This is a genomic window from Paraburkholderia sp. (assembly GCF_035501035.1).
In the GTDB taxonomy this organism is placed as follows: Bacteria; Pseudomonadota; Gammaproteobacteria; order Burkholderiales; family Burkholderiaceae; genus Paraburkholderia.
In genome coordinates, this window is the sequence record NZ_DATJWR010000391.1 from 1 (window position 1) to 11,884 (window position 11,884).

Sequence of the window (11,884 nt, forward strand, 5' to 3'; positions counted from 1 at the left end):
GAGTCCGTGACGGCGGGCGCGGGCGAGATCGCCGCGGGCAATACGGACCTCTCGTCGCGCACCGAAGAGCAGGCTGCCTCGCTGCAGCAAACCGCGGCCAGCATGGAGCAGCTCACATCGACGGTGCAGAACAACGAGGCCAACGCCAACCAGGCTCGCCAGCTCGTTTCCACGGCCAGCACGGCGGCGGCCGACGGCGGCGCGGCGGTGGCGGCCGTGGTGGATACGATGTCGGCCATTCAGAACTCTTCGGAGAAGATGGTCGAGATCACGGGCGTGATCGAAGGCATTGCGTTCCAGACCAACATTCTCGCGCTCAACGCCGCCGTGGAGGCCGCGCGTGCGGGCGAGGAAGGACGCGGATTCGCCGTCGTCGCCTCGGAAGTGCGTTCGCTTGCGCAGCGCAGCGCGAGCGCGGCGCGCGAGATCAAGGGGTTGATCGACGCATCGGTCGGGCAGGTTCGAGAGGGTTCCGAGCGCGTGCGCGCCGCGGGCGAGACGATGGAAAGCATCGTGCGCTCGGTCGATAACGTGACGGACATCATTGCGGGCATCTCCGACGCTTCGTCCGAGCAGCGCCTCGGCATCGAGCAGATCAGCCGCGCCGTCACGCAGATGGACGAAGTGACGCAGCAAAACGCCGCGCTCGTGGAAGAGGCCGCTGCCGCCGCCGATTCGCTCTCGGGGCAGGCGCACCGGCTCTCGCAGGCGGTGTCGATCTTCCGGACTTGAAGGCGGCTTCTTCCGGAAGCTTTCGTGCCGGCGAGGCAGGCCGAACTCTCGGCGCCTGGAGCCGCCGTACGCAAGTGCGGCGGCTTTATTATTCGTGGCCAGACCTCGGCGATGCGGCTCCCTGTTAGTTCGCAAGCGGCCATCGCCCCCGCGAAATCGCTAGATGAGAGGGCTTGCAGATGAGCTTGAAAGAGGGCTTGCCAGACGACTTGCAAGACGGCTTGGAGCCGTCCGTTCCTACACGCGTCATTTTGCCGCCACTTTGACGCGCGTCTATGGTGTGACAATGCGTCGGAGTCTTCAAAAAAATATCTGGAAGGAGTCGTCCGATGCTGTCACCCGCTGCAGGACCCGCCGTCGTCATGCGCCAGAGAGGCCGCGCTCCTCTTGGCTTAACACCGCCTTCCGCGCGCTGCTCGGGGTGCGCCATGCGCCATCTGTGCATGCCGCAAGGCCTCCCCGCCGAAGACCTGCCCAAGCTCGAGGCCCTGATCTGCAGTGCGCGCAAGGTGCGCCGCGGCGAGTCGCTCTACCGCTCGGGCGACCGCTTCGACAGCCTGTTCGCGGTGCGTTCCGGCTCGCTCAAGACACTCATCGTCAATCGCGACGGACGCGAGCAGATCACGGGGCTTCGTCTCGCGGGCGACGCGCTGGGACTCGACGGCATTGCCGACGACGTGCACGCGTTCAGCGCGGTCGCGCTCGAGGACAGCTCGATCTGCACGCTTCCATACGCCGCACTCAAGAGCCTGTGCCGCGAAAGCAGCACGATGATGGACCGGCTGCAACGCCTCATGGGCGACCAGTTCAATCAGGAAGCCTCGCAGATGCTCGTGCTCGGCTCGCTCACCGCCGAAGAGCGTGTGGCCGCGTTCCTGCTCGACGTTGCGGCGCGTAACTGGCAGCGCGGCTACTCGCAGGCTGAATTCCGCCTGCGCATGTCGCGCGAGGACATGGGCAGCTACCTCGGCATGACGCTCGAAACCGTGAGCCGGATCCTGTCGCGCTTCCAGAAGCGCGGCCTCATCGACGCGCAAGGCAAGCTGATCCGCATCGTCGACAGCGAAGGACTGCAAACGGTCTGAGCGCGGGCCCGCCATGGGCCATCCCCTTTGCCACGTGTAAACTGGCGCGATCGGACGCTTTCGTTGCGCTCGTTCGGTCCGATCATCACACACGGAATGCAAAAGGGGATGTCATGGCAAAAGATGAAATTGTCTGGGGGATCCTGGGCACGGCGAAGATCAACGACAAGATCGTCGTGCCCATGCACAACGCGCCAAAGTGCCGCGTGAAGGGCATCGCTTCGCGCTCCGCGCAGAAGGCGCGGGAAGCCGCGGCGAAGTATGGCCTGGCCGTCGCGTACGACGGCTACGAGGCACTGCTGGCGGACCCGGAAATCGACGCGGTGTATATCCCCTTGCCGAACCACCTTCACGTCGAGTGGTCGATCAAATCCGTCGAGGCGGGCAAGCACGTGCTGTGCGAGAAGCCGATCGGGCTCGATGCACAACAGGTCGAACGACTGATCGCGGCGCGCGAAAAGAGCGGTCGATACATCCAGGAAGCCTTCATGGTTCGCACGCATCCGCAATGGCTAAAGGTGCGCACCTTGATCGACGAAGGGGCCATAGGCGAATTGCGGGCGGTGACTGGCGGCTTCACCTACTACAACACCAATGCGCACGATATCCGCAACCAGAACGAACTGGGCGGCGGGGGCCTGCTGGACATCGGTTGTTATCCCATCACGACTTCACGCTTCATCACCGGGCGCGAGCCACGGCAGGTGGTCGCGCTGATGGAGCGCGACCCGACGTTCGAGGTGGACCGGCTTGGCTCCGTGTTGATGGATTTCGAGGGCGTGCAGGCGAGCTTCTTTTACTCGACCCAGATCCATCCTTATCAGCGCATGCAATTTCATGGCACGACGGGGCGGATTGAGGTCGAGATTCCGTTCAACGCGCCGAATGATCGACCGACGCGGCTCCTCGTGAGTGGACCGGCAGGCGCGGGAGCCGGGACGGATCGCTGGCTGGAACTTCCTGTGTGCGATCAATACGGCGTGGCGGCCGCGGTCTTCGCGCAAGCAATATTGAGCGGCGGTCCGCAGGCCATTGCGCTGGAAGATACCCGCGCAAACATGCGGGTGATCGATGCCGTTTTCCGTTCGGCCCGATCGGGCAGTTGGGAGCCCATTCTCCAAGGTTGAAGCGGGCGATTGCCTGACTGGGGCGCGGCGCCGTTCGGCGCGCTCCGGGATGATGTCTCGTTCCACACGGGCCGACTCGCTGTGTCGGAAGGCGTCGTTTCTTCGGTGCGCGCGGCCGCAACATGCGCCGCATTCACGCATACGCCGCAGCGCAGGATTTTCGCCTAATGTGGGAAGCGATGCGCCGCCATCATGCCCACGTGGCGGCGGCGCGAGGCGCGTGCGCCCAGCGCGCGCCGGTCATCGCGGACCATTCTGATTCCCCTCCAGGAGGCGCGAAATGTCAGCCTTGTTCAGTCCGTTCAAACTCAAGGACGTTACGCTGCGCAACCGTATTGCGGTGCCGCCGATGTGCCAGTACAGCGCCGTCGACGGTGTCACGAACGCGTGGCACTGGATCCATTATCCGGCCATCGCGCGCGGCGGCGCGGGGCTCGTCATCGTCGAGGCCACGGCGGTTTCGCCCGAAGGACGCATCACACCCGGCTGCACGGGCCTGTGGAACGACGAGCAGGCCGAAGGCATGGCGCGCATCGCCGCGTCGATCAAGGCGGCCGGCGCGGTGCCCGGCATCCAGATCGCGCATGCCGGACGCAAGGCGAGCGCCAACCGGCCCTGGGAGGGCGACGATCATATTCCCGAGAGCGATCCGCGTGCGTGGCAGCCCATCGCGCCTTCGGCCATTGCGTTCGGCGCGAACCTGCCGCGCGTGCCGCGCGCCATGACGCTAGATGACATTGCCCGCGTGAAGCAGGCCTTTGTCGACGCCGCGAAGCGTGCGCGCGCGGCGGGCTTCGAATGGCTCGAACTGCACTTCGCGCACGGCTATCTCGCACAGAGCTTTTTCTCGACGCATTCGAATCAGCGCACCGATGCCTATGGCGGCAGTCTCGAAGGCCGTGGCCGCTTTCTGCTCGAAACGCTGGCCGCCGTGCGCGCGGTATGGTCCGAGAATCTGCCCCTCACGGCGCGCTTCGGTGTGATCGAATACGACGGGCGCGACGAGCAAACGCTGACCGAATCGATCGAACTCACGCGCGCGATGCGCGCGCAAGGGCTCGATCTGCTGAACGTGAGCGTCGGGTTTTCGATTCCGGGTGCGAAGATTCCTTGGGGGCCGGCGTTTCTCGCGCCGGTCTCGGCGCGCGTGCGACGCGACGCCGGCTTGCCGGTGGCCTCGTCGTGGGGCGTGGACATGCCGCGCGTGGCCGAGCGCGTGATCGCCGAGGAACAGATGGATCTGGCCATGATCGGGCGCGCCCATCTTGCCGATCCGCATTATCCGTACCGCGCGGCGCAGCATCTGAAGGTCGAGCGGCCGTCGTGGGTCTTGCCGGCTCAGTACGCGTATTGGCTCGAACGCTACCAGCCCGAACCACCCGCGCGCGATTGCGGCGATTAGCCTTGCAGCGGCGTGCAGGCGTGCTCGCGAAGCGCCCTGTTAGCGCTCATCTAGCGCTCGTTTGGCGCTTGTTTGACACTCACGCCGCCTCGCCGCTGCGCTGCGCGACCGTGGCGGCCTGATGCTGCGCGAGGTGCCGCAGCAACTTCGTCACCATGACGACGACCGTGAGCGCGAGCAGCACGAAGAACACTGCAAGCGGCGTCAGCACGTGCACGGAGACGAATCCGGCCAGCCCCATCATCGCCGACGAAACGAGCAGCAGCGCACAGCCGAGAATCGCGCTCGTCAAGCCGGCAATGTGCGGGAACAGCGAATTGCCCTTGGCCATCAGCGTGGGGTACATCGCGCCCGCGCAGAGCCCCATCACGAGCACGGGCGTGGCGAGCGTCCACACGCGCAGGCCGACCGTGAGCGCGAGCACGAGCATGGCGATCGCCGCGCCCGCCATCACGCGCGCGCCCACGCGCAGCCGTTGCTCCGGGCTTGGCAGGCGCGGGCCGTGCAGGCGGTTCGAAAGGCCGCCCAGAAAATACATGAGGCCGATGCCGAGCGCGAGGTAGCCGAAGAAGGTCGGCGGCTTGTGCAGCGTGTTCTGCACCATGAACGGCCCGATGATGTTGAACACGAGCAGGATGCTGTAGCACAGGCCCTGGGCGAGAAAGCAGCTCTGGAACACCGGGCTCGCGAGCACCTTGCCCGCGTTCGCGAACAGCGTGCGCGGCTCCAGGTGCACGGGTTGCCGCAAGGTTTCGCGAAAGCGCCAGAGCAGGGCCCACATCACGAGCGAATAGGCGAGCAGGAACACGAGGCACGCCTGCCACCCGAACCACGTTTGCAGATGCGCGCCGATCACGGGCGCGATGATCGGCGCGAGTCCCCAGGTGATCGACATATAGGTGAACGCGTGCATGAGCGCGGTGCCCGAGAACGAATCGGTGATGATGGCCTTCGCGAGCAGATTGGTCGCGGCAATGCCGAAGCCTTGCAGGCACCGCGCGAGCACGAAGGTTTCCAGATTCGGCGAGACGAGCGAGAGCAGGCACCCGATCGTGTAGATCACGAGGCCGAAGGCCAGTACGCGCTTGCGGCCGAAATGGTCGGAGATCGGCCCGAAGATGAGCTGGCCGAACGCGTAAGCGGCCATATAGCCGGATACGCTCGACTGGATCGCCTGCGGCGAGGTCGCGAAGTAACGCGCCATGGCAGGCAGCGCGGGCACGTAGATGTCGATGGCGAGCTGACCAGCCGAGGCGAACAGGCAGATCAGGAACAGCAGGAAGCGCGGCGAGTTCGGCGGGCGTGCTGCAGTGGCTGGGGAAGCGGGAAGGTCGTGGGTCATCACAGCGAGAAAGGGGCGGATTGCGGTGCGGCGGCGTCGACCTGTTCGAATGACGAACATCGTGTTCGCGCAGCGGCTTCGCCGCGTATTGTGCCTGTTATCGTGCGCTTCGACGCGATTCCCATCGCGCGGGCATGGGCGCATGGACGCGTCATGCACGCGGCAGCTACGTGGTGTCGGGCTGGCAAGTGTAATTCATTGCGCGCACAACGTCCCGCAAGCCGGGCGCGGCGCTTGCTGTGACAGTGCCTATCCTGCCCAAGGCTAACCGCGGAGTGCCAACATGCCAGAGAAGGGGCCGAAACCGGCCGCGCGCCGCCCGAGCACGGCTGCGGACTACGAAGTCTTTTGTGGCGAGCAGATCGACGGAGCGGGCCGTTACTACGGGTTGCTGCGAATCCGCCGCAGGACCGACGGCCGGCTCATCTATCCGTTCGACGGTTGCTCGCGCCCGGGGCCGTGTGCGACCGGCGCGCAAGCGCGCAGCGAAGCACTAGCGCTCGCCGACGAGCTGATCCGCGCCGACATCGCGACGCCGGAAGCGTGAGCGGGCACGCGCGCGTCGCGTAACTCGCAATGTAAATGATTCAGGAAATCTGCAATTTGAAATCAAACTCTTTTGCGTGGGAATAGGGGAGTTTTAATAATCGAACGCGATCAATTTAATCTCGCGATTCGACCAGAATCTAACCACAGGCTGGAAAATTCGACTACACGACCGGACCACCATACAAGGCACGGAAAAATCGCCTGTTTGAAAACATGACCATCGAATAAGGCAGAAGTTGTTACCGTCTTGAAAGTTGGTGGCCGTGTGCTACGCTACATTAATTCCGAAAGAAATGAACATTACCGCAGGTGCGCAATAATCGACCGGATATTGCGTGGGCGGAGTTGTTGCATTCATTTTATCTTCACGAAGTCGGCTATCGAACAAGAACCGGTTTGAGGCGGCGCGGCGATTCCCGGCATTCCTTTCCATACGGCGCATGGGCGCTGGGCGTTCGTTCGTCCTTGCGAAGGCGTAGCCGCGCTTTGCGTCAACGGAAGAAAACAAATGGACAGGCTCAATTGCGGTGTGAGCGCCGTGGGGGACGCAGAGGCATTAGGACGCAACGCGTATCGCGCGCTGTGTGCGCAGGTCGGTGCGCGTCTCGACGTGGTCTGGCATCCGCCGCCGGGCGTGGCCGGCGCCTGTGACCTGCTCGTGCTTTCCGTCGATGCGGGCGCCCATGTCCTTGCAGCGAGCCATATCGAGCAGATGCGCCGCGCCATGCCGGCGTGCTCGGTCATCGTGCTGTGCAGCGGGATCGGCGCTCAGGACGTTGCGTCGCTGCTGGGCGCGGGCGCGTTCGACTTCGTGTGCGCGCCCTATCGCGACGGCGAGCTCGGCATGCGTGTGGAACGGGCTGCCGGCCTGCTCGCGAGGCCCGCGCTCGATGCGCGCGCGGCCATCGAAACCGCACGCGCTCACGACCTGATCGGCTCGAGCACGTTGTTCGTGCGCGAACTCGCGCGCTTGCCGGTCACGGCGCGCAGCGACGCGAGCGTGCTGATTCTCGGCGAAACCGGCACTGGCAAGGAGATGTTCGCGCGCGCGATCCACTATCTGTCGCCCCGCGCGGCGCGCGGGCTTGTGGCCGTGAATTGCGGCGCGATTCCCGTGGAGTTGATGGAGAGCGAGCTGTTCGGCTGCGCGCGCGGCGCGTACACCTCGGCGCATGTGGCGCGCAGCGGGCTCGTGCGCGAAGCGGAGGGAGGCACGCTGTTTCTCGATGAGATCGACGCGCTGCCGCTCGGCGCGCAAACCAAGCTGCTGCGCTTCTTGCAGGAGATGGAGTACCGGCCTGTCGGCAGCGACCGGCTCTGGCATGCGGACGTGCGCGTGATCGCCGCGAGCAATCACGATGTGGCGGCGCTCGTTGAGCAGGGGGCGTTCCGCCGCGATCTCTATTTCCGTCTCAATGTGCTGAACCTGAACCTGCCCGCACTGCGCGAGCGTGCCGAGGATGTGCCCGCCCTCGCATACCATTTCGCGCAGCTGTGTTGCCGCAAGGCGCGCCGCCCGGCGCTGGGCTTCACCGCGCGCGCCATGCGTAAGCTGCTCGCCTACGACTGGCCGGGCAACGTGCGCGAGCTTTACAACGTGATCGAGCGCGCCGCGCTGTTCTGCGCGGCGCCCGTGATCGACGTGGACGATCTCGCGCTGCCCGAAGCGCGCGAGCCCGACGCGCCGCCCGAGTCGTTTCGCGACGCCAAGGCGCGCAGTATCACGGCGTTCGAGCGCGACTATATCGAGCGGCTGCTCGCTACGCATGCGGGCAACATCACGCAGGCCGCCACGGCGGCGCGCAAGAACCGCCGCGCGTTCTTCGAACTGATGCGCAAGCACGCCATTGCCCCCGAGCGTTTCCGCGAGGCCCGGCACGGCGGCGACTGACCATCGCGCTCAGCCCAGCTCAGCCCAGCGCGCCTTGCGCGAAACGCGGGCCGAGGCGCACGCAGCGCTCGTAGCAGTCGCGGTCCTCGCTGCGCATGCGTTGTTCGAGCCGCTGCGCGACGGCTGCATTGCGCTTGCTGTCGCCAAGCAGATGCGTATAGCCGACCTGGGCGGCGCGCGCGGGATCGAAGGCGCCCGCAAAGTCGGGAAACAGATAACGGATGCGCACGCCGTGCCACGGCGAGAGCGGATGCGAGCGGTGATAGTCCACGCAGGCGGCGAGCATCATCTGCTCGATGCGCATGTTGTAGCCGTCCTTGAAGGGGATTTCGCGCCACGCGCAACGATGCGCGGGGTCGCGCACGAGCCGCAGCGCGGTGCCGGCGTAATAGCGCAGGAAGCCGACGTCCTGGCCCCCGACAATGCCGCAGTTCTCCTCGCGATACACGTCCGTTCTGAGCGAGCGCGCCCATTCCCACTCCACCGGCAGACCGAGCCCGTGCTTCGCGAACGCGGCTTCGATGTCCCAGGGCGGCGACCAGGTGTCGAGCGGCGGATGCAGCTCGGGGCACTGCGCGAACACCGGCGCGTCGGTCACGTGGCGCGGCAGCGGCTTCCAGAGAAACACGTCGCTGTCGATATGGACGAACGGCGCGTCCTGCAGACTGTACGCGTAGAGCTTGCCGAGCGCCCACCAGCCCGCGTCTTCACCGCGCAGGGCGTCGAGTTCCGTGCTCACCTGGGAGAACGAAAGACCCAGGTGATCGACGAGCATGGCCTTGCCCGCCGTATCGGTGACGAGGACCGTCTCGGGATAGTGCGCGCGCGCCACGCGCAGCGAAAGCGCCCACGCGAGCAGGTGGTGATGTGGCGCGCGCCAGATGCCCCCGCGCCCGGCCAGATACGGCTTGCTCCAGAACGACCAGAGGGCGCGCATGGTTTCACCCGTTTCCTGTTGGCTTCGTGCTCGCGCGGCGTGTCGTGGCACGCGTGGTTTTCGCAGCCGTGGTTTTGGTCGCGGTGGCTTTCGTAGCGGGCGTTTTCGCAGCGGTTTTGGTGGCCGGGGTCGCGGCCTGAGGATTGAGCGTGAGCGACGGCGCGGTCTCCACGAGCCGGCGGCCGCCGCGTCCGACGATCGTGAACGAGGCGCTTTGCGAACTCGCCTGGCCGAGCGCCGAGGGCAGCGAGGCCGTCAGCACGTAGGTTCGCGCGGGGCCCGAGGCGGGCACCCCGTTGATCGACACGTCCACGCTCACGCTGCTCTCACCCACGTTCACGGCCACGCTCGACGGCACGCTCGCCACGCTGGCATCGCCCGTCATCGAGAGCTGGATCGTCGTTGCCTGCACGGCCGCGTAGTTGAGTGTGATGGTCGCTTGCTGCACGATAGGCTGGGTGGTGGCCGCGGGCGTCGTGGAATTGATGGTCGGCGTGCCGTTGATCGACTCCACGACGAGCGCCTGATACGTAAACGCGACACTCTGCACCGCAAGCGTCGGATACAGGTAGAACCAGCTTTCGAAGTCGCTCGCGCGCTCGCCGTCGCCGCTCGGCAGGCTGAGGTCCACGCGTTCGCCGTTGCCCGACGCGAGCGTGCCGGTCTGCCCGAACGCCTGGCCGTCGAGCCAGATTTGCGAGCCCTGCGCGTTGAGCGCGTAGATCATGTGGCCGGGGAGTTTCACGCGCGCCCGCGCCGGCGCACCCATTTGCACGAAGGCGGCGAGCGAGCGGTCGATCGTGGCGAGTTCGCTGATCTGCCGTTTGCCCGCGCTGGCTCCAGGCAGCGTCCACGAGAGCGTGGTGCCGTCCTGTGCCACGGCGGAATCGAGAATGAACGGATAGCGCGCAACGGTGAGACCCTGCAGCGAGGTTGCGCCGGCGGCAAGGTTCGTGGCCGTATCGGTGGAACCGAGCGCCAGAGGCGTTTCGAGCGTCACGATGAAGTTCGCCGGCGAGAGCGGCCCGGTGGGCGTACCGTCGAGCTGCACCTGCAGGCCGTTGGCGACGAGCGTGTCGAAGGTCAGCACGTCGTCGTTGGACCAGTTGATGCCGGTGACGTGCAGTGACTGCGCGCTCACGAAGCCGCCCAGATCCGTGAGGCTCGGAAAGAGCCGGCGGCAGTCGTCGATGGCGAACGGCGTGTAGTGCGCCAGTGCGGCTTCCTCGCGGCGCAGGTTCGCGTGGATGCACGCGAGTGGCGCGCAATACACATGCGTGTAGTGCGGCGGCTGGAACGGGTTGCCGTCGCTGCCGCACGGGGGCCAGTCGATCTGGCCCGTCGCGGTGCGCGCCGCGATCGTCCACGCGTCGCCGGCGTAGTAGGTGCCCGTGCCGAAGCACACCTGGATGCCGTTTTCGAGCGTGGTCCACCCAGAGGAGAGCGGCACGCCGCTCGCCCCCGCGCCCGTGCCGCTCTGGTCCCAGCGGCGCATGCGCGCGTGGCGCGTGGGATCGACGCTCTGCACGGTCGTGGTCATCGTGAGCGTCATGGATGGGCGGTCGATCTGCTGGATCTGGTAGAGCAGGCCGGGCTGGTCCGGCACGTCGCCGAATTCGTAAGTGTCGTCGGAAAGCTCGACCCACTGGCCCTCCTGGAAGCCGAGGTTCGCGTCCATGCCGAGGCTCGCCACCTTCACCTTCTTGCCCGACACGCTCAGCACGGCGACCGCGACCGAGCCGTTCTCGCGCGACCACTTGAACGTGGCCGCGCCGAGCGGGCCGCCCAGCTGGATCTCGATGCGATAGAGCTGGTTTTCGAGGCCCGTGTAGCCCGCGGCGGGAATCGGCTGGCAGCCGCAGTCCGCGCCGCCCGTGGAGACCTGCGCGCTCAGCGTGCCGCTGTGCGCGGCGGGCGTGGCCGCGTACATCGCCGTGCAACTGCAGGTTGCGGGCGTTTGCGTGGCGCCAGCTGAAGATGCCGCGGGCGTCGAGGGCGCGCTTGTACCACTCTCCAACGCAAGGGCGGCCGCGAGCGCAGCGGGGTTCAGCGCGAGGCCCGTCTTCGTGAGCGTGGTGTTCGTGGCCGGCTGGCTGAGCGAGAGCGAGGCGAGGGTTGCCTCGTCGCGTATGAGCTGGGCGCGCGAGGCCGTGGATTCGAGACCGAGTGTGTCGAGCACCGTGCGTCCGCTGAGTGCGCCGAGCGTGGATAGCGTGGCCGTCGTAGTCGCCGTGCTCGCGCCGCCCGCGAGCGTTGCGTTGCCCTGCGACGGCGGCTGCGTCGTGACGAGATTCGCCACGACGCGCCACACCGTCTGCAGACGCACGGTCGTATCGGCCTGGCCGAGCGCGGGTTCGCCGAGGCAAGTGTCGTCGAGCGCCGTGACCATGCGCTGCCAGACTTCGAGAAACACCTGCACGCAGCCGGTTCCCTGCATGCGCAGGAGTTCTTCGAGCATGCCGGTCAGGTCGGCGCTCGCCATGAGGAACGGCTGCTCGTCGTAGGCGAGCGCTTCGTCGTTCTCGCATAGCAGGCCGTGCACGTAGTAACGCCCGGCGCCGATGGACAGCGTCGTGCCCGCGAAGCTGATCGCAAAGCCCGCATCGTCCATCGGCGCGCCATACTCGCCGATCACGTCGATCGTCTCGGTCGTGCGGCGGTGAGCGTCGATGAAGCGCTGCTCGTTGTGATCCGCGTCGTAGGCCACGCGCCCTTGCTGGTCGAGGACGTCCGTGTAGTGTTGCTGCGGCTCGAAGCGAATACGGCTGAAATCACCTTTCATGGCCTGCTCCTCGTTGCCCCTCGCGTCGCCACGCCTG

9 protein-coding genes are annotated in these 11,884 nt (G+C 66.2%); 6 read left to right on the forward strand and 3 right to left on the reverse strand.

Going from position 1 to position 11,884, the window contains the following annotated elements:
- The 4 genes from VMJ11_RS28050 to VMJ11_RS28065 all read left to right on the forward strand — a co-directional run.
- Positions 1-732, forward strand: a 732-nt coding sequence (locus VMJ11_RS28050) for a methyl-accepting chemotaxis protein (RefSeq protein WP_325623884.1), incomplete at its 5' end; no start/stop codon positions are given.
- 329 nt (positions 733-1,061) lie between these two features.
- Complete coding sequence (locus tag VMJ11_RS28055; protein WP_414694485.1) at positions 1,062-1,817, forward strand: helix-turn-helix domain-containing protein; 756 nt, start codon at positions 1,062-1,064, stop codon at positions 1,815-1,817.
- Positions 1,818-1,930: 113 nt separating this feature from the next.
- Entirely contained in the window at positions 1,931-2,944 is a 1,014-nt protein-coding gene (locus tag VMJ11_RS28060; RefSeq protein ID WP_325623886.1) for a Gfo/Idh/MocA family oxidoreductase, read from the forward strand.
- Between the two features lie 280 nt (positions 2,945-3,224).
- Positions 3,225-4,346, forward strand: a complete 1,122-nt coding sequence (locus tag VMJ11_RS28065) for an NADH:flavin oxidoreductase/NADH oxidase (RefSeq protein ID WP_325623887.1) — start codon at positions 3,225-3,227, stop codon at positions 4,344-4,346.
- A 79-nt stretch (positions 4,347-4,425) separates the two neighbouring features.
- Here the strand turns inward: VMJ11_RS28065 and VMJ11_RS28070 are convergent, their stop codons facing one another.
- A complete protein-coding gene (locus tag VMJ11_RS28070) occupies positions 4,426-5,688 on the reverse strand; it encodes a multidrug effflux MFS transporter (RefSeq protein WP_325623889.1) in 1,263 nt (420 codons plus the stop codon).
- Between the two features lie 283 nt (positions 5,689-5,971).
- On the opposite strand from VMJ11_RS28070, the gene VMJ11_RS28075 reads away from it, so the two are divergent.
- Both VMJ11_RS28075 and VMJ11_RS28080 read left to right on the forward strand, forming a co-directional pair.
- A complete protein-coding gene (locus tag VMJ11_RS28075; RefSeq protein ID WP_325623891.1) occupies positions 5,972-6,235 on the forward strand; it encodes a DUF6723 family protein in 264 nt (87 codons plus the stop codon).
- Between the two features lie 510 nt (positions 6,236-6,745).
- Positions 6,746-8,128, forward strand: coding sequence for a sigma-54 dependent transcriptional regulator (locus tag VMJ11_RS28080; protein ID WP_325623892.1), 1,383 nt, complete (start codon positions 6,746-6,748; stop codon positions 8,126-8,128).
- A 19-nt stretch (positions 8,129-8,147) separates the two neighbouring features.
- On the opposite strand, the gene VMJ11_RS28085 is transcribed toward VMJ11_RS28080, so the two are convergent.
- Positions 8,148-9,065, reverse strand: a complete 918-nt coding sequence (locus VMJ11_RS28085; RefSeq protein WP_325623893.1) for a DUF6734 family protein — start codon at positions 9,063-9,065, stop codon at positions 8,148-8,150.
- Positions 9,066-9,069: 4 nt separating this feature from the next.
- Entirely contained in the window at positions 9,070-11,847 is a 2,778-nt protein-coding gene (locus VMJ11_RS28090; RefSeq protein WP_325623895.1) for a DUF6519 domain-containing protein, read from the reverse strand.
- Between the last annotated feature and the right edge of the window lie 37 nt (positions 11,848-11,884).

Coding starts and splice junctions, on each gene's coding strand:
- VMJ11_RS28055 (WP_414694485.1), top strand. CDS start 1,062: ATGCTGTCACCCGCTGCAGGACCCGCCGTCGTCATGCGCCAGAGAGGC.
- VMJ11_RS28060 (WP_325623886.1), top strand. CDS start 1,931: ATGGCAAAAGATGAAATTGTCTGGGGGATCCTGGGCACGGCGAAGATC.
- VMJ11_RS28065 (WP_325623887.1), top strand. CDS start 3,225: ATGTCAGCCTTGTTCAGTCCGTTCAAACTCAAGGACGTTACGCTGCGC.
- VMJ11_RS28070 (WP_325623889.1), bottom strand. CDS start 5,688: ATGACCCACGACCTTCCCGCTTCCCCAGCCACTGCAGCACGCCCGCCG.
- VMJ11_RS28075 (WP_325623891.1), top strand. CDS start 5,972: ATGCCAGAGAAGGGGCCGAAACCGGCCGCGCGCCGCCCGAGCACGGCT.
- VMJ11_RS28080 (WP_325623892.1), top strand. CDS start 6,746: ATGGACAGGCTCAATTGCGGTGTGAGCGCCGTGGGGGACGCAGAGGCA.
- VMJ11_RS28085 (WP_325623893.1), bottom strand. CDS start 9,065: ATGCGCGCCCTCTGGTCGTTCTGGAGCAAGCCGTATCTGGCCGGGCGC.
- VMJ11_RS28090 (WP_325623895.1), bottom strand. CDS start 11,847: ATGAAAGGTGATTTCAGCCGTATTCGCTTCGAGCCGCAGCAACACTAC.